Genomic DNA, 22,909 nt, shown 5'->3' with positions numbered 1-22,909 from the left:
AATTTTTCCAATAAAAACCTCTATTCCCTAATTACTTCATGCTATACTATAAAAAGCATTTTACTAACAAAGGAGCCACTCATCAAATGGAAGAAACCATCTCGTTACAAGAATTATTCGCCACATTAAAAAAGAGGTTGGCCTTAATCATTGCGTTAACGGTTTTGGCAGTTCTGATTGCAGGCGTCATTAGCTATAATTTCCTAACTCCCATTTACCAGACGAACACACAAATTCTCGTAAACCAAGAAAAAACGGATGCTTCCCAATTGCTCAACCAGAACATCCAAACCGATCTTCAGCTCATCAATACATACAGCGTCATCATCAAAAGCCCGGCTATTCTCGACCAAGTGTCGCAGCAGCTTGACTTAGGTCTCTCTGTAGAAGCTCTTACCGAGAAAATCTCCGTCACCAACGCGGAAAATTCCCAAGTCGTTAACATCTCGGTGCAGGATCCGGATCCTGCCATTGCTGTTGATATCGCCAACACGACAGCAGCCGTGTTCCAGGAAGAAATTCAGGAATTGATGAAAGTCGACAACGTGTCGATCTTGTCTCCAGCAGTAATGAAGGAAAATCCATCACCGGTTGCACCAAACCCGATGATGAACATGGCAATCGCTGCTGTAGTCGGTTTGATGCTTGGAGTCGGAATTGCCTTCCTGCTTGAATACTTAGACACAAGCCTGAAAAACGAGCAGGACATTGAAGACGTACTCGGTGTGCCACTATTAGGCGTCATTTCTCCTATTAAAGAAGAAACACCGCTTCAAAACAGTTCAGACATTCCATCCAGAATAAAGGCGGGATAAGCATGTTCGCAAAACTAAAGAATAGAAAACAAGAAAAAAGAAAAAGACTGCAGCAAACCGCCAGAAAACTGGTGGCCCATACGAATCCGCGGTCGTTTGTCGTGGAGCAGTTCCGGACGCTCCGGACGAACATTAACTTCTCTTCACCGGACGCAGACATCCGTTCGATCGTCGTCACTTCAGCAGCGCCTGAAGAAGGCAAGTCCACTGCAGCCGCAAACCTGGCAGTGGTCTTCGCACAAGAAGGAAAGAAAGTGTTATTGGTTGACGGCGATATGCGCAAACCGACAACGCATCACACTTTCCATATGGATAACATCATTGGCTTATCAAACGTCTTGACCCGCCAAGCGAAAATCGAAGATGCTGCTCGATCTACGGAAGTGGAACGGCTCGACCTTCTGACATGTGGGCCGATTCCGCCAAACCCGGCAGAACTGCTTGGTTCCCAGCAGATGACCAATATGATGGAACAGCTGAAAAGCCTGTATGACTTGGTCATCTTTGACGCGCCTCCGGTCTTGTCTGTAGCTGACAGCCAGATTCTAGCCAATAAATGCGAAGGCACGATTCTTGTCGTCAACTCGGGGAAGACGGAAAAAGAACAGGCAGCGAAAGCAAAAGAAGCGATCGCTTCTTCCAACAGCCGGATCATCGGCGCCGTGTTGAACAACTTCGTTCCACCGAAAGACAGTTATTACTACCAATACTACGGCTCAGAAAAGTAAAAAGGTTTTCCTTTTTGCTTTTTTCTTTGACAGTGAGGAGGAAAATACCATGATTGATACACATTCGCACATCCTGGCAGGCATTGATGACGGCGCGGAAACAATAGAAGAAACCAAACAGCTGCTGGACAAAGCCTTGGAAGAAGGGCTGACAGGCATCATTGCCACACCGCACGCCTACCATCCAAACTATTCTACCAACGTAACCATCCTGAGACACCAGCTAGCAGTTACGAAAGACTATATAAAAGAACAAAACCTGCCAATCGAAGTCTATAGCGGCAATGAATGCCGGCTGTCCGACAAATTGCCGGAACAGCTGAAAGCCGGACAGGCACTGCCATTAGCGGAGTCACGCTATATGCTGCTCGAGCTTCCGTCTTCCGGCGTACCGGCCTATACCGTACCGATCATCCAGCAGCTTATCGCGGACAACTGGGTGCCAATTATCGCCCATGCGGAACGCAACCAAGGCATCATCGAGAAGCCGGAGCGGCTAGAGAAGCTCTTACTGCACGGCGCATTGGCGCAAGTCACTTCGGGTTCGATTGTCGGCAGTTTCGGCAAAGCCATCCAGAAATCGGCGTTTACGCTGCTTGATGCCAACTTAATCCATATCTATGGATCAGACGTCCACAACATGTCGAAAAGACCGTTTTTGTTTAAAGAAGGGCTCGCCGTACTGGAGAAAAAGAAGCACCTCGAACTGATTGAAATTTTGCTTTCAAACAACGAATGCATTATTCACGATAAGCCGATGACCATTCTGGAACCTCTGAAACCACAAAAAGGAAAATGGTGGAATCTATTTTTATAAATTTGCAATAAAAGTATAAAAATGATAATAAAACCCTATCCCTTCCAAATAATAGTATGTTAGAATTAGAACAGAATTTCCCATCCTATGAGTATTTTAGGGGGTGCTAAGGAAAAAGTAGTATTCAGGAAAGGGCTGACCCGTTTTGTCATTAAAAAACCGGATTTCTCTATTAATTCTGGTCGATTCATTAATTGTGTTCTTTTCAATTTTTGTCGGCTACTTCCTGTTGCATCCGTGGACCAATCCATTTGAGAGCAAGTTTTTGCTGGCGAGTGCGCTGACGATTTTCGTTGCTCACCATGCATTCGCGCTCGCTTATGGTTTGTATCGGAAAGTATGGGAATACGCATCAATTGGAGAACTGACGTCCATCTTTAAAGCAGTAACATTTTCAATCATTGCAATAGGAGCTGTGCAATTTCTTGTGCGGGGAGATATTCTGCTCAGAGCATTAGCCATTACATGGATGCTGCATTTGCTGCTGATCGGGGGATCACGTCTTTCATGGCGTTTGTTCCGGGATATGCTGATGGGCAAAAAAACACAGGACCAGAAACGGACGATGATTGTCGGGGCTGGGCAGGCTGGAACTTTGGTAGCGAGACAGCTCTTGAATAATAGAGACCGGGGATTAGTGCCAGTCGCATTTCTTGATGATGACATCAAAAAGAAAGGCCTTGAAATCTATGGAATCCGGGTTATGGGCAGTACCGAAGCAATTAAAGAATATGCGAAAGACCATGATATTGAACATATCATCGTCGCTATTCCATCACTTGGCAAAAGAGAAGCGGCTGAACTGATTAAAATGGCGGTCGATACAGGAATCCGTACTCAGACCATTCCGCTCATTGAAGACATCATGACCGGCAAGCTATCAGTCACAGATATCCAAGACGTCAAAATTGAAGATCTTCTCGGCCGTGAAGAAGTGCAGCTTGATATGGGTAAAATCAAAAATCAGCTCACTGGCAAGACGGTATTAGTGACAGGAGCAGGCGGTTCGATTGGTTCTGAAATTTGTCGTCAAATTGCAAGATTCGGTCCGAAGAAACTCTTGCTTTTAGGACACGGAGAAAACTCGATTTACACAATTGATATGGAACTTCGTAAGAAAATTGATCCGGATACAGAACTTATTCCCATCATTGCAGACGTACAGGATTATGAACGCATCATGGATATTATGACGTTGTATCGCCCGGATGTTGTCTACCATGCCGCAGCGCATAAACACGTACCTTTGATGGAAAGCAATCCGACAGAAGCGGTTAAGAACAATATTTACGGCACAAAAAATGTCGCGAATGCAGCGCATGTCTCAGGCGTCGGCAGTTTCGTTATGATTTCCACGGATAAAGCAGTTAACCCTCCAAATGTTATGGGGGCAAGCAAACGATTTGCCGAAATGATTGTCCAAAATTTGGCGAAGCGCAGCGACACGAAGTTTGTAGCAGTCCGATTTGGAAATGTGCTCGGTTCTCGTGGATCAGTCATTCCATTGTTTAAGAGTCAAATAGCGGTGGGCGGTCCAATTACTGTGACCGATCCGGAAATGACTCGGTACTTCATGACCATCCCCGAAGCCTCCCGTTTAGTAATTCAAGCTGGTTCACTTGCTAGAGGGGGAGAGGTCTTCGTTCTTGATATGGGGGAACCTGTTAAGATTGTTGATCTTGCGAAGAACTTAATCCGGTTGTCTGGTTATACAGAGAATGAGATTGAGATTAAGTACTCCGGGATTCGACCGGGAGAGAAGTTGTTTGAAGAGTTATTGAATGAAGATGAAATTCAAAACAAGCAAGTTTTTCCGAAGATTTATATTGGGAAGGCAAATCCAGCTAGTGAAATGGAAATGTTGTATGTGCTGGAGAAGCTGCCTGAGATGAACAATGAAGAGATTAAGCAGACTTTAGTTGGGTTGGCTAATCGGAAGAATGTAGAAACAACAAAATTATTAGTCGGTAATATGTAGTTTCTTCTATAATAAATGATTTGAAATTGTGAAATGGAAAGGGGAACGGAATATGTTCTCGGTGGCCAAACGGATTAATGAATTTATAAAAAATTTAACTACTCTTTCGGTATTGGCAGTTGTTTTGTCTTTGGTTAAGCTTCTTTCTTCTATATCTAATGTCTCGGGTTGAAAGCACCCTAAACAAACAGGGAATGAAATAAGGTTTTAGATGCGGATGCAAACAAATATTATTCCATGAGCCTATATTATTAGTTAGTATCATGTAATTCTTTTAAATATAATTTTTAAAATTGCACAAACAGAAAGGGGAACACAATATGTTCTCAGTGGCCAAACGAATTATCGATTTTACATTGTCTCTTTTCACTCTAATTGTTTTATCTATAGTGTTATTGGTTCTTTGCCTGCTGATTAAAATTGAGTCTCCTGGACCGGTTCTCTTTAAGCAACGTCGGATAGGCAAAGGCAAAAAGGAATTTAATATCCTTAAATTCCGAACGATGAAGACCGATGCACCAAATGATATGCCAACGCATTTGCTTGATAAGCCGGATTCTTATATAACAAAGATTGGCAAATTTTTGCGCAAGACGAGCTTGGATGAACTTCCTCAACTAGTCAATATCCTTAAGGGGGACATGAGTCTTATTGGTCCCCGTCCGGCTCTTTGGAATCAGGATGATTTGATAGCAGAGCGGGATAAGTATCAGGCCAACGATGTATTGCCAGGTTTAACAGGATTAGCACAAGTAAGCGGTCGGGATGAATTGCCGATTGAAGTAAAAGCGAAGTTTGATGGAGAGTATGCTAAGAAAAAGAATCCGGTGTTGGATACGGTGATTTTCTTTAAAACAGTTTTTAGTGTTTTGAAAAGTGATGGAGTTAAAGAGGGAAAACGCGAGGTGTCTTAAATGAAGGTATTGATAACTGGGGAGAATAGCTATGCCGGCACTCAATTCGCAAAACGTATATCCGAGCTTAATATGGATTGGATTATAGATTATATTTCAGTCAGAAATGACGCCTGGAAAGAGAAAGATTTCTCTGTATATGACGCCATTTATCATGTAGCTGCAATTGTTCATCAGAAAGAAAAAGTTCAGAATGAAGAATTATATTATAAAGTCAACAGAGATTTAACTTATGATTTAGCAGTGAAAGCAAAAGTTGAAGGGGTACATTCTTTTATCTTTTTAAGCACGATGGCAGTCTATGGATTAATCGGGAAAATTGGTGAGGACACGGTTATTACAAAAAATACAAAAGAAAGCCCTACTTCTTTTTATGGCAAAAGCAAATTAGAAGCAGAACAGTTATTAAATAATCTTCAATCTGAGCAATTTAATGTCTCTACTTTAAGAATACCGATGATATATGGAAGTAATTGTCCTGGGAATTATAGTTTACTAAGTAAGCTAGCACGGAAATCTCCTGTATTTCCAAAAATCACTAATAAGAGAAGCTTGATTTTTGTAGATCATCTTTCCGATATTGTTATTCACTTAATTGAAAATAACCTTGCCGGAATGTTTTTAGTGAAGAACCCAGCAGATATTAACACCTCAAATATGGTTGAAATAATTGCTAAGGTAAATAATAAGAAGTTGCATCAATCTGCTATTTTAGGACTTTTTATAAGATTTTCTGGAAACAAAATCAAAACTACAAGAAAAATGTTCGGAAATATTATTTATGAAGATAAGGATAGTAGAATTAAAGGATTTAAATACAAACAACTCAGTTTTGAAGAGAGTATTGCGCTTGCTGAGGGAAGAAAATTAGGTGATTACAATTAAAAAAGATGTGGGTATCATGTGCCAGTATTTTTATCCCGAACATGTATCTTCAGCAACTCTTCCAACTGAATTAGCAATAGGATTAAGAGAAAGAGGTTTGGAAGTAGGAGTGCTATGTGGTTATCCTCAAGAATATATAAATGATGGAGAAACGAAAATACCCCTTAAAGAAACGCATCAGGGTGTTGATATAAGAAGAGTGAAATACACTACTTTTAATAACAAATCTAAATTTGGTCGTATTTTTAACTTTTTCTCCTTATTTTTAGCTATGCTTACTAAATTTTTTTATCTACAGAATTTCAAAAAGATAATTGTTTATTCTAATCCGCCTATTCTTCCCTTAATACCCTATGCATTTAAGAAGTTATTTGGAACTGAATTTATTTTTGTCGCTTTTGATATATACCCGGACAACGCATTAAAAATGAATGGCATAAAAGAGAACGGACTAATACACAAAGTAATGAACTACATAAACGATAAAGTTTATACGAATGCTTCTCAGATTATTTTGTTAGGAAATGAAATGAAAGATTATGTACTAGATAATGACATTGCTACTACTGAGAAGAATCTTAAAGTTATTCCAAATTGGTATTCTAATGAAAATGCTCTTGCTAATAAAGAAATTATTAATCAAGAGTTCCGACACATTAGGGAAGCACATAATTTAGTAGTGCTCTATTCCGGCAATATGGGATCTTTCCAAGACCTTGAGACTATATTAAATGGTATTTTAAATTTTAAAAACCAAAATGAAGTATTTTTCATTTTTTCAGGTCACGGGAACAAGGCGGATTACGTAAAAGAATTTTTAGTGAAAAATAATGTTGAAAATGCAAAAGTTTATGGTTTTCTAACAGGCCAAGACTATTCCGATGTTTTGAACTTAAGCGATCTATGCTTAGTAAGTTTAGAAAAAGGAATCGAGGGCTTAGGTGTACCTAGTAAAACCTATGGCTATTTAGCTGCTGGGAAACCTGTACTGTCGATTATGAGTTCGCATACTGATATTGCTCGTGATGTAATCGAATATAACTGCGGCGATAATATTCTGCAGGGCGATGTGTCAGGTTTTGAAAGAATAATATATGAGTATTTAACATATCCATTACAGCTGAAGCAAAAATCTATTAATGCAAAAAAATTATACGAAGCAAAATATACAAGAAATATTAACGTGGAAAAATACTATAAGCTGTTAAATAATTAAAACCTAAAAAGAAAGGCGTGAAGAATATTGTTTAAGAATAAAACATTACTTATAACAGGTGGTACAGGTTCTTTCGGAAATGCTGTATTAAAAAGGTTTTTAGATACGGACATAAAGGAAATTCGTATTTTCTCCAGAGACGAAAAGAAGCAGGAAGATATACGTAAGCAATTAAATAACAAAAAAGTGAAGTACTATATCGGAGATGTCAGGGATATCAACAGTGTAAACACAGCAATGAACAATGTAGATTATATCTTTCATGCTGCTGCATTAAAGCAGGTTCCTTCTTGTGAATTTTTTCCTATGGAGGCTGTCAAAACGAATGTCTTAGGCACTGAAAACGTTCTTAATGCTGCTATCCAACACAATGTGAAGAACGTTATTTGCCTATCAACAGATAAAGCAGTCTATCCGATAAACGCAATGGGTATTTCTAAAGCGATGATGGAGAAAGTAACGGTAGCGAAATCTCGCACAGTAGATTTTGAAGACACAACAATAAGCGGAACACGTTATGGCAATGTAATGGCTTCACGCGGATCGGTTATTCCTCTTTTTATTGAGCAAATAAAAGCTGGAAAACCTTTAACAATCACAGATCCTGAAATGACACGCTACTTGATGTCATTAGACGATGCAGTCGAATTGGTTTTGTTTGCTTTTAAAAATGCAAACCAAGGAGATATTTTCGTTCAAAAAGCACCAGCTTCAACAATTGGAGATCTTGCACAGGCAGTTAAAGAATTATTCAAAGCAAACAATCCTATTGAAGTAATCGGAACTCGCCATGGCGAGAAGTTATATGAAACACTCTTAACAAGAGAAGAAATGGCTGTAGCTACAGATATGGGTGGATATTACCGAATTCCAGCTGACAACCGTGATTTAAATTATAATAAGTATTTTACTGAAGGTGAAGAAGAAATTTCAGAAGGCTGGGAATACAATTCACATAATACTCACCGTCTCTCTTTACAAGAAATTAAAGATTTATTATTGACATTGGATGTAGTAACAGAAGAATTAGAAAAAATGGGTGTTACTCAATGACAAAAATTTTAGTGACAGGTGCCAATGGATTTGTCGGTAAAAATTTAGTAGCAGAGTTAAGAAATCAAGGGTACGAAGAGTTGTATCTATTTAATAGAAAGAACTCTTCTAGAGATCTTGAAAAATTTACGAAAGACTGCGACTTTGTCTTTCATTTAGCTGGCGTTAACCGTCCATTAAATGAAAGTGAATTCATGGAAGGCAATCAAGGATTAACTTCACAGTTGTTGCAACTGCTAGTGAAAAATGATAATAAAGCTCCTGTATTGATTACCTCTTCTATTCAGGCTGAAAAAGATAATCCGTATGGAAAAAGCAAAAAAGCTGGAGAAGATGAATTATTTTCCTATACTAAAGAAACTGGCGCTAATGTATTCGTTTATAGATTACCGAACTTGTTCGGTAAATGGAGTAAACCTAATTACAATACTGTGGTAGCTACTTATTGCTATAACATAGCGAGAGATTTAAATATTCAGGTAAACAATCCTGAAGCTCTTCTTGAACTGGCTTATATTGATGATGTACTTGAAGAATTTTTAAGAACTTTAAAAGGAAGCCCAACTACTAACGATAATCTTTGTATTGTACCAGTCACACACAAGATTACATTAGGTGACTTAGCTGACCGTTTAAGAAGCTTTAAAGAAAGCAGAAGCTCATTAGCGGTACCGGCAATGAGCGATGAATTGACTAAGAAATTGTATAGTACATATTTGAGTTTCTTGCCCGAAGATAGCTTTTCATATGATTTGAAAATGAATGTCGACAACCGTGGCTCCTTTACTGAATTCTTACGATCACCAGACCGAGGCCAAGTTTCAGTAAATATTTCTAAGCCAGGAATTACTAAAGGTAACCACTGGCATCATACAAAGAATGAAAAGTTCTTAGTGGTAAGCGGTGAAGGTTTAATTAGATTTAGAAATATAGATTCAGAAGAGATTATCGAATACTACGTGAATGGCGACAAGCTGCAAGTAGTAGATATTCCGACAGGGTATACGCATTCAATTGTGAATATAGGAGAAACAGACTTGGTTACAGTGATGTGGGTAAATGAAAGCTTTGATCCTGAGAAGCCAGATACCCATTATTTGGAGGTATGATGAATGAAGAAGTTAAAAGTAATGACAGTTGTAGGCACCAGACCAGAAATCATCAGACTTTCAGCAGTTATCAATAAACTGGAAGAATCAAATGCAATAGAACATATACTTGTACATACAGGACAGAATTATGACTATGAATTGAACGAAGTGTTTTTCGAGGATTTTAACTTGAGAAAACCTGATTACTTCTTAAATGCAGCAAATGGGACAGCCGTTGAAACAATTGGCAATATCCTTGTGAAAATCGATCCGATTTTAGAAGAAGTTAATCCAGAAGCATTGCTTGTTCTAGGAGATACAAACAGCTGTCTGTGTGCTATTGCAGCAAAAAGAAGACAAATTCCTATCTTCCATATGGAAGCAGGAAACCGTTGCTTCGATCAACGTGTCCCAGAAGAAACAAATCGTAAAATTGTCGATCACACCGCTGATATCAATTTAACATATAGTGATATCGCCAGAGAGTATCTTTTACGGGAAGGCCTTCCAGCAGACCGAATTATTAAGACGGGAAGTCCAATGTTTGAAGTGCTCAATTCAAGAAAAGAAGATATTGAGAAATCAAATATAGTGAACAGATTGAATCTTGAAGAAGAAAAATATTTTGTAGTATCAGCTCATCGTGAAGAAAATATCAGCTTTGAAAAGAACTTCATGGATTTATGTGAGAGTTTGAATGCGATTGCAGATAAATACGGTATGCCGATAATAATTAGTACTCATCCGCGTACACAAAAAATGATTGATGAAAAAGGTATTAAATTTAATTCGTTAATTAAAACGATGAAACCTTTAGGCTTTAATGATTATGTGAAATTGCAAATGAAATCAAAAGCGGTCCTTAGTGATAGTGGGACGATAAGTGAGGAGTCTTCTATTCTTGGGTTTAGAGCGCTTAATATTAGACAAGCTCATGAACGACCTGAGGCTATGGAAGAAACTTCTGTTATGATGGTAGGCTTGGAGAAAGAAAGAGTAATGCAGGGATTAGAAATTTTAAAGACACAAAATTATTATACTTTAAAAGAAGTAGAAGATTATAGTAAGCCAAATGTTTCAGATAAAGTTATTCGAATTATATTGTCTTATACGGATTATGTGAATAGAACTGTTTGGAAAAAATAAAATTACACACTATATAAAATTTTAGATTAGAGGTTTCTAAATGGATAATTTATACGAAAAAATAATAGCAGGACAAGAAAAAGTTGCAGTGGTAGGACTTGGATATGTGGGGCTTCCATTAGCAGTTAGTTTTGCAAAACATGTAAACGTAATTGGCTTTGATATAGATGCAAATAAAATTAAGACTTACAATAATGGAATTGATGTAACTAAAGAAATTGGTGATGAAGAAATACAAAGTAGTAAAGTGAATTTTTCTCATGATGAATCAGATTTAAAAAACTGTAAGTTTCTTATAGTATCAGTACCTACACCAGTAAATTCAAATAAGATACCTGATTTAACTCCTGTTATAGGAGCAAGCAAAACAATCGGAAGAAACCTACAAAAAGGTTCTATTGTTGTATATGAATCTACAGTTTATCCAGGAGTGACAGAGGATATTTGTATTCCGATTTTGGAAAAAGAGTCAGGTTTAAAATGTGGGATGGATTTTAAAGTAGGATATTCTCCTGAAAGAATTAATCCAGGAGATAAAGTAAATACATTAGAAAATATTGTGAAGATAGTTTCAGGGATGGATCAAGAGAGTCTAAATATTATAGCAAGGATTTATGAGATTATCATTAATGCGGGAGTTTATCGCGCTGAGACCATCAAAGTAGCAGAAGCAGCAAAAGTAATAGAGAACTCTCAAAGAGACATTAATATTGCTTTTATGAACGAATTGGCTATGGTTTTTAATAAAATGGACATTGATACTAATGCCGTACTGAAAGCGGCTGGTACAAAATGGAACTTTTTAGACTTTAAACCTGGATTAGTTGGAGGTCACTGTATAAGTATTGATCCATATTATTTTATTTACAAAGCAGAAGAGTTAGGATATCATTCTCAAATTATTTTATCAGGAAGAAAGATAAATGATGGTATGAGTAAATATGTAGCAGAGAATATTATAAAAAAACTTGTTAAAAGTAATAAAAATTTAAATGGGGCTAGAGTTGCTGTTTTAGGACTGGCCTTTAAAGAGAATTGTCCAGATGTTCGAAATTCAAAAGTTTTTGAAATAATAAATGAATTACAAGATTTTAACGTAGAAATTTTAATTGTTGATCCACTAGTAGATAAAAAAGAAGTACGTGAAGAACATGGCTTAAAAATAATTGAATTTACTGAGTTAGAAGAAATAGATGCAATTGTTATGGCTGTTCCTCATAGAGAGTTTAAAGAATATGATTTTAATAAAATAAAATCTGTTTTTAAACAAGAGTTAAATGAAGAAAAAATATTGATAGATGTAAAGAGTGTCTATAATAAGCAAGAAGCTAAAGATAATGGTTTTATACACTGGAGTTTATAAGTGGTAAATAACAATTGAAATTTACAGACAAAAGGAAGTATGTATGTGAAGAAAAATATTTTGATAGTAGGTCCATACTTACCTGGAAAGAATTTTGGAGGACCAGTTAAATCGATTAAAAACATCATTGATACTTTAAGTGCAAACTACAATTTTTTTGTGATTACTCAAGACAGAGATTTAAATTCATCTAATACGTATCCAGATATTGTGAAAAATAGTTGGAATAATGTGGGGAAAGCGAAAGTCTTTTATTTACAAAAGAAAAATGTTGTAAAGTATATTTTTAAAATATTAAAAAGTAACAGATTTGATTTAATTTATCTTAATAGTTTTTTTTCAGTTTATTCAATTATTATTCAAGTAATGAAGTTATTGAAAATAATTAATAACCCTATATTGATAGCTCCTAGAGGTGAGTTTGCGACCGGAGCTTTGAATATAAAAGCTATAAAAAAGAAAGTTTATTTAATAATATATAAATTTTTAAAAATGAAATACTTGTCAACTTTTACAGCTAATACAGAAAAGGATACTTTTGATATTCAAAAAGTATTAGGGGAAAATATTAAAATATATAAAGCTGATAATATCATTATGGAAGAAGTAAAAAGTAGAAAGATTAAACCTTTTAAAATTGAAGAAGAAATCAAAATAACTACTCTTTCTAGAATTTCTGTAATGAAAAATTTAGACTATGCTTTAGAATTGTTAAAAGAAATAGGAGAAAAGAATAAAGTTTTCACCAAGATTCAATTTGATATTTATGGACCAACCGAGGATTTAGATTACTTACAAAAATGTAGAAATATCATTAGTCAAATCGACGATAGAATTCAAATAGAATTTAAAGGTTCAGTAGATTATGAACAGGTAATAAATATACTGTCAGAATACCATTTATTCTTACTTCCTACCTTAGGAGAAAACTTCGGTCATGTAATACAAGAAGCTTTAACAGCAGGATGCCCAGTTATTATAAGTGATAGAACGCCCTGGATAAATCTTAAGGAAAAAAATGTCGGGTATGATATTCCTTTGACTAATAAACAAATGTTTATAGAAGCAATAGAATCGTTTATTAAAATGAACAATATACAATATACTTCTTATTCATTTAAGGCTTTAGAGTATGGGATATATAAAATGAAGACTCAAAATGCGATTGAAGATCACAAGATTATGTTTGATAGTGTAATCAATAAATATTAATCTTCGAAAAATATGTAAAAATATTTTGTTTCATGTAATAAGATTTTCAAGAGGGTTAAACAGATAGAACAAATTAGTTTTTACATAGGGGGTATCTGTAAGTGAAGACAATATATAAAAATTACCCTCTATTATTAATTCTTGCATCCTTTGGGCCATACTTGTCAATAAGCTTGGGAATAAGAGCAGATAATGTCTTAGTATACATTGGAGGAGTATTATTTTTAGTAGTATTGCTAAGTAGAAAAGAAATTAAAATATATAAAAATATATATACACTTTTAATTATCTGGTTCATTTTGTTTTGTTTTCTTTTCTTTAGAACTGTAATATTCCGTGGTTTTATAAGTATAAATGCTTTTGTAGCAGAAATAAATAATTTTACACAGCCATTATTTATTCTCTTTTTCTTTGCTTGTTTAATTTTTTCAAATGATTTAAAAAGTATTCGAGATATCCTTGTTAAAACAGGGAAAATTCTTTTAATACTGCTTTCATTAAATACATTATGGATATTTTTAGGCATGTTTGTAGATCTTACAGTAATAAATCAGTATTTTTGGAGAGGTGAGAATTCTGTAGCCTCTAGAGCCGCATTACACGGGAGATTTAGTGGGATTTTTAATCAGCCAGTAGAAGCGGGTATTTGTTATTCAATAGGATTATTTGTTTGGATATACATTAAAAGTCTAAATAAATCTGCTATAAAGATAACAGATATTGTAATTTTAATTCTAATTGTTTTAGGAGGCTCTTTAACTGTATCAAAAGTCTTTATTATTTTTAGCATACCCCTATTTCTTATCTATTTAATTTCGGTTCAAAATACAAGAAGAAAATTGCTGAAAATTTTATTAGTGGTACCGCTTATTTATTTTCCGATTTATTCGTTTTTCATAAAGGAATGGACAGGACTGGATTATTTTTTAAGACTTTTTGACACATCAAATTATAAACAAGGTGGAGTTATAAATTTAGTTACGGCAGGAAGATACGGTTCTGAAGCATCGCAACAATCTATCTATTTTAAAAGAATATTTGATAAAGCGCCAATTATAGGAGAAGGATTAGGGTCGCAAAATGTATATGATAGTGCTTTTTTTCATATATTTAGCAGTGGGGGTCTTACAGCGCTTGGAGTATATATCTTGCTTTTAATATATTTTATATGGATGTCGTATAAATTTTATAAATATAGTTTAAATTCACAAGAATTTAAACTATTTCTAGCGTTAGTATTAATTACTATATTTGGAGGTTTAGGGGCGCCTGTTTTAACTTTAAATAGATCTTCTGTAGTTTTGTGGGTTTTCTTAGGATTATTACTTCAATTTCTGAGTATTTTAATGAAAGAGAAAATTGTAAATTCAAAAAGATTATGAGATTTAGAAAGAATTTTAAAACTCTATTAAAAAGAAAATCTAAAATCTCAATTAAGAATCTCTAAGAGGTTTGTCGAATAAAGAGGGATATAATGAAACACTTACATTTAGTAAGTACAGATAAATTTATTGAACCATTTATAGAGTTTATAAATAAAAATTTTAACGTAAACGAACATCGTTTTTTATCTTTTACTATATCATCACAAAATCATATAACTAAAAATCATGAAAACTTGTCTTTTGAAAAAAAATTTTTTGGTAATATAAATGTTTTGAGTGAAGTATACAGAGCAGAGTCTATTTATATACATTCTTTATTTAGTATGAAACTTGTTATTTTCTTTTTTTTTCAACCGTGGCTTTTAAGAAAATGCAATTGGATAGTATGGGGAAAAGATTTATATATTTATAAAAATCGAAAAGATTCATTAAAAACAATTAGTAAAGAATTTATTAGAAGATTTGTAATTAAACGTTTTGGAAATATTGTCACTTTAGTAAAAGGGGACTACGATCTTGCTGAAAAATGGTATTCTGTTAGAGGCAAATATCATCATGGTGCATATATAAATCCGATCACAAAAAAATTTTTAGATTCTCTTCCTACATTAAAAAAAGAACAAAATACTCCACTCGCAATCCAGATAGGAAATTCTGCAGATCCAACTAATAAACATATAGAGGCATTTAAAAGATTAGAAAGATTTAAAGATGAAAATATAAAAGTATTTGTACCTTTATCCTACGGTGATAAAAAATATGCTCAGGAGGTAATCTTAGAAGGGGAAAGAATATTTGGTGATAAATTCATACCGCTAATTGATTTTTTGCCACCTTCTGAATACAGTAATTACTTGAATAGTATAGATATAGCAATTTTTAATAATAATAGACAACAAGCACTTGGAAATATATATGCACTTTTATATCTAAATAAAAAAGTTATTTTACGTTCAGACACTTCAATGAGCAATCATTTTATAGAAAAATTTGATATCCATTTAGAGGATGCATTAAATATCAATAACTTAAAGTATTCGGATTTTATAATTAAAGAAAAGCAAAATAATAAAATGAAGATTTCGTGTGTATTTGAGGAATCTTACTTAGCCGAAGTCTGGAAGAAAATATTTGAAAAATAGACTAAGGAAGTGTGATCATTGAAGAATCTCGTAATATATGGAGCGAGTGGATTTGCAAAAGAAACTGCCCATTTAATTGAAGAAATCAACTTAAGTGGGAGAGGAAAATGGAAGATAATTGGATTTATAGATGATTTCAGAAATGAAAAAGGCATTATAATAAATGGTTATCCTTTAATGAAGTTTGAAGATATAATTAATGATTTTGAAAGTTTAGCTATTGTTATTGCAGTGGGATTACCTCAAGCAAAAAAAAAGATTAAAGAAAAGCTTAATGAAGTTGATAATATTTATTTTCCTACATTAATACATCCAAATGTTAAAATACCTCGAACTACTACGGTAGGCTATGGAAGTATAATTTGTGAAGGAGCAGTACTTACTACTAACATAACAATAGGAAATTTTGTAGTAGCTGGTGTAAATTCGACTATTGGACACGATTCTGTTGTTATGGATTTCACTACTATTTTACCCAATGCGTCAGTTTCAGGTGATGATATTTTGAGTGAAGCAGTATATTTCGGAACAAATGCTACTATGATTGAAAAACTTAAGATAGGCAGGAACTCAATTATTGGAGCAGGCTCTGTAGTGATTCGAGATATTCCTGAAAATTGTACTGCAGTTGGTAATCCAGCAAAACTTATTAAATATCATAACTAAAAATTAGCTTAGAAAGGACGACAAATGAAAAAAATTTATGTGAGCAAACCTAGTTTACCTTCTTTAGAAGAATACACAGACTATTTGAAATTAATTTGGGGAAATCACCATTTAACTAATAATGGACCTCTTCATCAGCAGTTTGAAGTGGATTTAAAAAAGCATTTAAGTGCTGACAATATCTCTCTTTTTACAAATGGTCATCTTGCACTCGAGGCTGCACTTCAAGTTCTCGACTTAGAAGGTGAGGTAATTACCACACCATTTACCTTTGCTTCAACTATTCATGCAATTGTAAGGAGTGGGTTAAAACCGGTATTTTGCGATATAGAAGTAGATAATTTCAATATTGACACAAGCAAAATTGAAGAATTAATTAATGAGCGAACATCAGCAATATTAGCAGTTCACGTTTTTGGGGTACCTTGTAATGTCGAAGCTATTCAAAGATTAGCAGATAAATATAATTTAAAAGTTATCTATGATGCTGCTCATGCATTTGGAGTGACTTATAAAGGCAAGCCAGTCTCATCTTATGGTGATATTTCAATGTTTAGCTTTCACGCTACAAAAGTTTTTCATTCTATTGAAGGAGGGGCTTTAGTTTTTAAAAATTCTAATCTGAATAAAAATCTTTCAAAGATAAAGAACTTCGGAATTGAAAATGAAGATACTGTTGATATGATTGGTTTCAATGCGAAAATGAATGAATTTCAAGCCTCAATGGGATTACTTAATTTAAAGAAAATCAGGGAACAAATTCAAAAAAGAAAACAAATAGTGAATCATTATAATGAACGATTAGGGAAAATGGGTGGCATACTAATCCCACCTGAAAAAGAGGGTGTAATTAACAATTATGCTTACTATCCAATTATTATCAAAGAGAGCAATGGAGAAAATATAAGAAACCATATTCATGAAAAATTGGGAATTCAAAATGTAGTTTCTCGTAAATACTTTTATCCTTTATGCTCTAATTTCGAATGTTATAAGATGTATAAGACTTATGTGCCTATTGCAGAAAAAATTGGGGATTCAATTTTAGTACTTCCACTATATGATAATTTAACGAGTAGTGAAGTAAATTATATTTGTGATTCACTAGAAGTTGCTTTAAAAGAAGCGTGATTTAATGAATAACTTGTTCGTGAAATTTTTAACTTATTTTTATGGAAGTGGAATTGGCCTTTTTATTGGGGTTATTACTACAGTAGTTTCTACGCGCATACTATCACCTGAAGACTTCGGCAAAGCATCGATGTTTACATTAGCAGTAAACATATTGATGATTTTCATTGTATTTGGAACCGATCAAGCTTTTGTTCGTTTCTTTTACGAGGAAGTAAGCGAGTTACGCGGAAAATTACTGTTCAATACTATGAAAATACCTCTTATCTTGCTTGGCCTTACATTGGTATTCTTAATTATTTTTCAGGAAAATATAATGATTTTTTTATTTGGTGAAGATAATAGTATTGTTTTTTTAGTTTTAATAATTAGTATTATTTTTCAAGTGATTTACCGTTTTTCTTTATTAGTTATAAGAATGCAACAAAAAGGCCATCTTTTTTCATTAATGGAAATACTAAACAAATGTTTTAATCTCATATTAATAGTAATTTTATATTATATGATGGGTGACCAGTATGAAATTCTTATCTATTCATTTGGAGTTACATTAATAATTCTTACAAGTGTTTCGGTACTTCTTGAGAAACATTTTTGGAATCCCTTTAGAAAAGTGGAAAGAAGTGTTAAACATTCTCAATTAGATATCTTAACATTTAGTTATCCGCTAGTTTTAACGACCTTAATTACTTGGCTATTTCAAACATTTGACAAGGTTGCTCTTCGCCAATGGAGTGATTTTGAAGAACTTGGATTGTATTCAGCAGCGTTTCGTATAGTAGCATTATTAAGTGTTGTCCAAGCGGCGTTTTCAACTTTCTGGGCACCTGTATGCTATGAACATTTTGAAAAACATCCTGAGGATAAAATATTCTTTTCTAAGACCAGTAAAATTGTAGGGTTTGTCATGTTTGTGATTGCGATATTAACGATACTATTTAAAGACCTGATTATATTATTATTAGGTCCTGAATTTAAAGAAGCTGCACTTATCATGCCTTTTTTAATATTTATGCCAGTAATGTACACTTTGTCTGAAACTACAGTAATCGGAATTAATTTCTACAAAAAAATGAAGTTGCATATTATAGTTGCAGGAATCGCTTGTATTACAAATATAATTGGGAACTTCATTTTAGTTCCTACATATGCTGCTGCTGGAGCGGCTATTTCAACCGGTTTGTCATATATACTATTTTTCATTTTAAGAACACATCTTTCTCTAAAGTATTATCGAGTGGATTACGGTTTGAAAAGGGTGTATTTAATGATAAGCTGTATTGTTTTTTATGCCCTGTTATGTATGTTTTACACGCAACATATTTTGACTTATATACTGGGTATCATTTTATTGGTTTTAGTAGGGGTTCTATATCGTGCTGATATATCTGACTTAATTAGTTTAGTAAAAAATAGAAAAAAGGGTGTTGAATAATGAGAGGTATTATATTAGCAGGGGGATCAGGAACTCGTTTATATCCATTGACAAAATCTATTTCAAAGCAAATACTGCCTGTTTACGATAAACCGATGATTTATTATCCTCTATCTGTATTAATGTTAGCAGGTATACGAGAGATCCTAATTATTTCAACAGCGAGAGACATTGAGTGTTTTAAAGAATTGCTTGGCGATGGAAGGGATATAGGGTTGGAATTGTCTTATAAGGTTCAGGAAGAACCTAATGGATTAGCAGAAGCATTTATATTGGGAGAAGATTTTATCGGAGATAATTCTGTTGCACTAGTACTTGGAGATAATATATTTTATGGCTCAGATTTTGGGAATCGTGTAAAAGAAGCAGCTACTCTTAAGTCTGGTGGGATTATACTTGGTTGTCAGGTAAAAGATCCAAGAGCTTATGGAGTAGTCGAAGTTGATGCAAGTGGAAATGCAATATCAATTGAAGAAAAACCTGAAAACCCAAAGTCATCTTTTGCAGTTCCAGGATTATATTTTTTCGATAACAATGTTGTGAAGATAGCAAAATCAGTTCAACCGTCTCCACGTGGAGAAATAGAAATAACATCAGTTATAGAACAATATTTACTTAACAGAGAACTTAAAGTTCATCTAATGGGACGTGGGCTAGCCTGGTTAGATACAGGGACGCATGAATCATTATTAGAAGCTTCAAACTTTGTTGAGGCAATACAGAAACGCCAAGGGCTTTATATTGCTTGCATTGAAGAAATTGCTTTTCGACGAGGCTATATTTCGAAAGATAACCTTATAAAATTAGCAGAGCCATTAAAGAAAACTGCATATGGCCAGTACATATTAGATGTGGCAAATGAGAATTATTATATTACCGAAGGCAGTGAATCCATTTGAAAAAAATATTAGTAACTGGTGGAGCAGGTTTTATTGGCGGAAATTTCGTTCAATATATGGTTGAGAAATATCCGAACTATGATATCTATAATTTAGATTTGTTAACATATGCCGGTGACTTAACTAAGCACGAAGAAATTGAAGAGAAGAAAAACTATACATTTTTAAAAGCTGATATTGCTGATAGAGATGAAGTTAACTCGCTATTTGAAGAATATCAATTTGACTTTGTTATTCATTTTGCTGCAGAAAGCCACGTGGATCGATCTATTACTGATCCAGGAATATTTGTACATACGAATGTTGTCGGAACGCAAGTCTTGTTGGATGCTGCGAAGCAATATGGCATAACCAAATTTGTACATGTATCAACAGACGAAGTCTATGGGGATCTTGAATTCGATCCGACAACTTTCTTTACTGAAGATACTGCATTGCAGCCTAACAGTCCATACAGTGCAAGCAAGGCCTCATCTGACTTGTTAGTTCGCGCATATCATGAAACCTTTGGTCTGCCAGTTAACATTACCCGTTGCTCAAATAATTATGGTCCTTATCATTTTCCAGAAAAATTGATTCCTTTAACCATTTCACGTGTATTGAACAATCAAAAAGTACCAGTATATGGTGATGGTAAAAACATTCGTGATTGGTTGCATGTATTGGATCATTGTAGCGCAATTGATTTAGTTATGCATGAAGGAGTAAATGGAGACGTATATAATATTGGTGGCCATAATGAAAGAACGAATTTAGAAGTAGTAAAAACGATTATCGGAAATTTAAATAAATCTGAAGAATTGATAGAATACGTGTCAGACCGCTTGGGACATGACAAACGATACGCTATTGATCCAACTAAGCTAGAGAATTTAGGCTGGAAGCCAACTTATACGTTTGAAACTGGAGTTGCTCAAACCATCCAATGGTATCTTGATAATAAACAATGGTGGGAAAAGATAATTTCAGGAGAATACCAAACTTATTTCGAAAAACAATATTCAAAGTAAATATTTAGATTGAAACTCAAATATTTAAAATTGTACTCTGTATTGGAAGCAATTTTGTCTATACACAACAATTGTAGGGCTAAAAAGCCGCATCCATGGAACAGTGCGCCCCTGTGTATGGAAATATTTAGTTTATTAACGGAAATTGCATGGAGAAAATGCCGCATCCAGGAAACGTAACGGTTTCCTGCTGCGGCTTTCTCATGTTTAAGCCGAAAAGGAAATAGTCATAAGTGTGTCGTACACAGGGACAAAATGGGGAACGCTGGAAGTAAGGGGGTAGCTTGAGTAGTGCGGAATGAATAAGCCGCTTGTACGAAGTTTTGAGTCTCTAATTGCGGAGAATAAGAACAATGGAATCGTGGCCCGACTAACATCAAATTCGCGTCTTAAGGAAAGAAACAATTGTGATTGTGAACGATTCTAATAATACAAAACAATCGAATGCAAAAAGAAATACAATTCCGAGAATATAAAGTTCTTTGGATTGTATGTTTATTTTTATACTAAAATGTCAAATAGTGAGCATATTCTGAAAGGAGATTGATGAGCAAAATTATCCTTGGTGCAGGAGATAATTCAGTTTATACAGAAAGTGGTGTGTTAAGAGAGTCGTATCCAAGAACCGCAGGTGTTTCGGACTGGAGCATCAGTGTTAGTTACCAGGGAAGGTAAATATAAAAAAGTATAGAACGCAAAAATATTTGGTAAATTATGTTAATATGAGAATTAATAGTTACCTTTATAAAACACTTTGCCTTTTCCAAAGGAAAGTAGTTTGCCTCCATGCCTTTTGGATTAATTAATTTTTAAAGAAGATTTCGTTTCTTTTTAAATCCAGCTCTTCAATATTGATTATTACAACTAGAAAAATCTCGCACAAGAAAGAGGAAGAAAATAAAATGTTAAGTTCCATACGTCATAAGAATAAATTAATCGGAATTATTTTAATCGCAGTTATATTTTTATCAGCTTGTAATGAAGTTGCTATAGGTAATAAGAAAATATCTATAGATTTGAATACTCTTAGCTATGATAAGCAAAATCGCGTTTTGAGTGCTGACTTCTCAACTAACATACCAATAGGCACGGAAGTAGGGGTAGCATTACATACTCCTAATGGGGATCTCTTTCACGCACTTGAACCAGTAGAGATAGAAAGTGGAAATGGAAATAGAGTCGAATTTCCAATAACGGATGATATGGTACAGGGGTTAGGAGATGGATTTTATTTTTTTGAAGTAATCATTGAGGTCAATGAAAACAAGGACTTCTACAGCCATGAATTGGGTGGAAGTAAACTGGAAGTAAGTGAGAGATATGAAGGTTCTGAAGACGTTAGCGTTAGTACAGTAACAAGTTCTGTATCTGTAAATGAAGCCTATACTCTATACATAAACTCAAATGAATTAAATTTTGAAACTGAATTAACTGATGAAGAGAGAAAAATAGCTTTAGAGAATGTACATATTAAGGAAACGGAAGAAGCGAAAACAGAGGTACAAGAAGCTACTGTTGAAACCGACTTCAGCTTATCATTCAAAGAATATAATGATAAGTATTATAAGACTTTTAAAAATCAATTGGATTTAATCGGAAGTAACTTCGAAATTTTAGCAATGGATGGATACGAAAATCAGAACATTGTTGATGATTTAATTAGATGGACAAAGGAATTCGATGAACTTTTAAATGTCTATGAAGAGAATGCCATCACTGCAACTGATAAAGACGAAGAACTTCACGCCCATACTATGCAATTAATCGAGCATCAGCGAGGAGCTAACGGATATATAATCACAGGTTTGACAGAAAGAGATGATCTTTCATTTTTAATCGCAGAAGAGTATCTATACACGATAGCAGACATGTATCTAGAAGGTTATGAGATGCTAAATTAAAGAGTAATTGAATGAAGAAAATCGCCCCCATCCTATTTGTACACAACATTTCTACAGCTAAAAAGCCGCATCCGTAAACCGTAAATGTTTCGGACTGTAGAGTGTCGCGCCCCTGTGTAAGA

General features: G+C 34.4%; 20 protein-coding genes. All 20 read left to right on the top strand.

Annotation, left to right across the window (positions count from 1 at the left end; translation table 11 throughout):
- Window positions 1–86: 86 nt before the first annotated feature.
- The gene (locus tag ACSFXN_RS01160; RefSeq protein ID WP_437148374.1) at window positions 87–815 is read left to right on the top strand and encodes a YveK family protein; all 729 of its coding nucleotides are present in this window, start codon (window positions 87–89) and stop codon (window positions 813–815) included.
- 2 nt (window positions 816–817) lie between these two features.
- Complete coding sequence (locus ACSFXN_RS01155) at window positions 818–1,543, top strand: CpsD/CapB family tyrosine-protein kinase (protein ID WP_437148373.1); 726 nt, start codon at window positions 818–820, stop codon at window positions 1,541–1,543.
- A 49-nt stretch (window positions 1,544–1,592) separates the two neighbouring features.
- On the top strand, window positions 1,593–2,360 hold the full coding sequence (locus ACSFXN_RS01150; RefSeq protein ID WP_437148371.1) for a tyrosine-protein phosphatase: 768 nt from the start codon (window positions 1,593–1,595) through the stop codon (window positions 2,358–2,360).
- A gap of 145 nt (window positions 2,361–2,505) precedes the next feature.
- Window positions 2,506–4,338 (top strand): SDR family NAD(P)-dependent oxidoreductase, encoded by a 1,833-nt coding sequence (locus ACSFXN_RS01145; RefSeq protein WP_437148370.1) that lies wholly within the window; start codon window positions 2,506–2,508, stop codon window positions 4,336–4,338.
- A gap of 320 nt (window positions 4,339–4,658) precedes the next feature.
- Window positions 4,659–5,252, top strand: coding sequence for a sugar transferase (locus ACSFXN_RS01140; RefSeq protein WP_437148369.1), 594 nt, complete (start codon window positions 4,659–4,661; stop codon window positions 5,250–5,252).
- Window positions 5,253–6,137, top strand: coding sequence for an NAD-dependent epimerase/dehydratase family protein (locus tag ACSFXN_RS01135; RefSeq protein ID WP_437148368.1), 885 nt, complete (start codon window positions 5,253–5,255; stop codon window positions 6,135–6,137).
- Window positions 6,124–7,353 carry a glycosyltransferase family 4 protein gene (locus ACSFXN_RS01130; RefSeq protein ID WP_437148367.1) on the top strand — a complete coding sequence of 410 codons (1,230 nt, stop codon included), beginning with the start codon at window positions 6,124–6,126 and terminating at the stop codon, window positions 7,351–7,353. The genes ACSFXN_RS01135 and ACSFXN_RS01130 overlap by 14 nt, the downstream gene beginning before the upstream one ends.
- A 27-nt stretch (window positions 7,354–7,380) precedes the next feature.
- A complete protein-coding gene (locus tag ACSFXN_RS01125; protein ID WP_437148366.1) occupies window positions 7,381–8,406 on the top strand; it encodes a polysaccharide biosynthesis protein in 1,026 nt (341 codons plus the stop codon).
- On the top strand, window positions 8,403–9,515 hold the full coding sequence (locus ACSFXN_RS01120; RefSeq protein ID WP_437148365.1) for a polysaccharide biosynthesis C-terminal domain-containing protein: 1,113 nt from the start codon (window positions 8,403–8,405) through the stop codon (window positions 9,513–9,515). The genes ACSFXN_RS01125 and ACSFXN_RS01120 overlap by 4 nt, the downstream gene beginning before the upstream one ends.
- Before the next feature lie 3 nt (window positions 9,516–9,518).
- Window positions 9,519–10,643, top strand: coding sequence for a non-hydrolyzing UDP-N-acetylglucosamine 2-epimerase (gene wecB / locus ACSFXN_RS01115; protein WP_437148364.1), 1,125 nt, complete (start codon window positions 9,519–9,521; stop codon window positions 10,641–10,643).
- A 40-nt stretch (window positions 10,644–10,683) separates the two neighbouring features.
- Complete coding sequence (locus ACSFXN_RS01110; protein ID WP_437148363.1) at window positions 10,684–12,006, top strand: nucleotide sugar dehydrogenase; 1,323 nt, start codon at window positions 10,684–10,686, stop codon at window positions 12,004–12,006.
- Between the two features lie 45 nt (window positions 12,007–12,051).
- Window positions 12,052–13,218, top strand: coding sequence for a glycosyltransferase family 4 protein (locus ACSFXN_RS01105; protein ID WP_437148362.1), 1,167 nt, complete (start codon window positions 12,052–12,054; stop codon window positions 13,216–13,218).
- 101 nt (window positions 13,219–13,319) lie between these two features.
- Window positions 13,320–14,600 (top strand): hypothetical protein, encoded by a 1,281-nt coding sequence (locus tag ACSFXN_RS01100; protein WP_437148361.1) that lies wholly within the window; start codon window positions 13,320–13,322, stop codon window positions 14,598–14,600.
- 92 nt (window positions 14,601–14,692) lie between these two features.
- Window positions 14,693–15,745, top strand: a complete 1,053-nt coding sequence (locus ACSFXN_RS01095; RefSeq protein ID WP_437148360.1) for a TDP-N-acetylfucosamine:lipid II N-acetylfucosaminyltransferase — start codon at window positions 14,693–14,695, stop codon at window positions 15,743–15,745.
- Between the two features lie 18 nt (window positions 15,746–15,763).
- Entirely contained in the window at window positions 15,764–16,411 is a 648-nt protein-coding gene (locus ACSFXN_RS01090) for an acetyltransferase (protein ID WP_437148359.1), read from the top strand.
- Between the two features lie 24 nt (window positions 16,412–16,435).
- Window positions 16,436–17,542 (top strand): DegT/DnrJ/EryC1/StrS family aminotransferase, encoded by a 1,107-nt coding sequence (locus ACSFXN_RS01085; protein ID WP_437148358.1) that lies wholly within the window; start codon window positions 16,436–16,438, stop codon window positions 17,540–17,542.
- 4 nt (window positions 17,543–17,546) lie between these two features.
- Window positions 17,547–18,977: a lipopolysaccharide biosynthesis protein gene (locus tag ACSFXN_RS01080; protein WP_437148357.1), complete on the top strand. Its 1,431-nt coding sequence runs from the start codon at window positions 17,547–17,549 to the stop codon at window positions 18,975–18,977.
- Window positions 18,977–19,876 carry a glucose-1-phosphate thymidylyltransferase RfbA gene (rfbA, locus tag ACSFXN_RS01075; protein WP_437148356.1) on the top strand — a complete coding sequence of 300 codons (900 nt, stop codon included), beginning with the start codon at window positions 18,977–18,979 and terminating at the stop codon, window positions 19,874–19,876. Before ACSFXN_RS01080 ends, rfbA begins: the two co-directional genes overlap by 1 nt.
- Window positions 19,867–20,886 carry a dTDP-glucose 4,6-dehydratase gene (gene rfbB / locus ACSFXN_RS01070; protein WP_437149139.1) on the top strand — a complete coding sequence of 340 codons (1,020 nt, stop codon included), beginning with the start codon at window positions 19,867–19,869 and terminating at the stop codon, window positions 20,884–20,886. Before rfbA ends, rfbB begins: the two co-directional genes overlap by 10 nt.
- 902 nt (window positions 20,887–21,788) lie before the next feature.
- A complete protein-coding gene (locus ACSFXN_RS01065; RefSeq protein ID WP_437148355.1) occupies window positions 21,789–22,787 on the top strand; it encodes a hypothetical protein in 999 nt (332 codons plus the stop codon).
- The last annotated feature ends 122 nt before the right edge of the window (window positions 22,788–22,909 follow it).

It is taken from the genome of Planococcus sp. 1R117A, assembly GCF_051417975.1.
GTDB classification, from domain to species: Bacteria; Bacillota; Bacilli; order Bacillales_A; family Planococcaceae; genus Planococcus; species Planococcus shenhongbingii.
The sequence above is the reverse complement of the archived record's forward strand: the minus strand, read 5'-3'. Positions and strand labels throughout refer to the sequence as shown.

Excerpts from the sequence above, each read along its gene's own strand:
- ACSFXN_RS01160 (WP_437148374.1), top strand. The coding sequence starts at position 87 with ATGGAAGAAACCATCTCGTTACAAGAATTATTCGCCACATTAAAAAAG.
- ACSFXN_RS01155 (WP_437148373.1), top strand. The coding sequence starts at position 818 with ATGTTCGCAAAACTAAAGAATAGAAAACAAGAAAAAAGAAAAAGACTG.
- ACSFXN_RS01150 (WP_437148371.1), top strand. The coding sequence starts at position 1,593 with ATGATTGATACACATTCGCACATCCTGGCAGGCATTGATGACGGCGCG.
- ACSFXN_RS01140 (WP_437148369.1), top strand. The coding sequence starts at position 4,659 with ATGTTCTCAGTGGCCAAACGAATTATCGATTTTACATTGTCTCTTTTC.
- ACSFXN_RS01135 (WP_437148368.1), top strand. The coding sequence starts at position 5,253 with ATGAAGGTATTGATAACTGGGGAGAATAGCTATGCCGGCACTCAATTC.
- ACSFXN_RS01120 (WP_437148365.1), top strand. The coding sequence starts at position 8,403 with ATGACAAAAATTTTAGTGACAGGTGCCAATGGATTTGTCGGTAAAAAT.
- wecB (WP_437148364.1), top strand. The coding sequence starts at position 9,519 with ATGAAGAAGTTAAAAGTAATGACAGTTGTAGGCACCAGACCAGAAATC.
- ACSFXN_RS01110 (WP_437148363.1), top strand. The coding sequence starts at position 10,684 with ATGGATAATTTATACGAAAAAATAATAGCAGGACAAGAAAAAGTTGCA.
- ACSFXN_RS01095 (WP_437148360.1), top strand. The coding sequence starts at position 14,693 with ATGAAACACTTACATTTAGTAAGTACAGATAAATTTATTGAACCATTT.
- ACSFXN_RS01085 (WP_437148358.1), top strand. The coding sequence starts at position 16,436 with ATGAAAAAAATTTATGTGAGCAAACCTAGTTTACCTTCTTTAGAAGAA.
- ACSFXN_RS01080 (WP_437148357.1), top strand. The coding sequence starts at position 17,547 with ATGAATAACTTGTTCGTGAAATTTTTAACTTATTTTTATGGAAGTGGA.
- rfbA (WP_437148356.1), top strand. The coding sequence starts at position 18,977 with ATGAGAGGTATTATATTAGCAGGGGGATCAGGAACTCGTTTATATCCA.
- ACSFXN_RS01065 (WP_437148355.1), top strand. The coding sequence starts at position 21,789 with ATGTTAAGTTCCATACGTCATAAGAATAAATTAATCGGAATTATTTTA.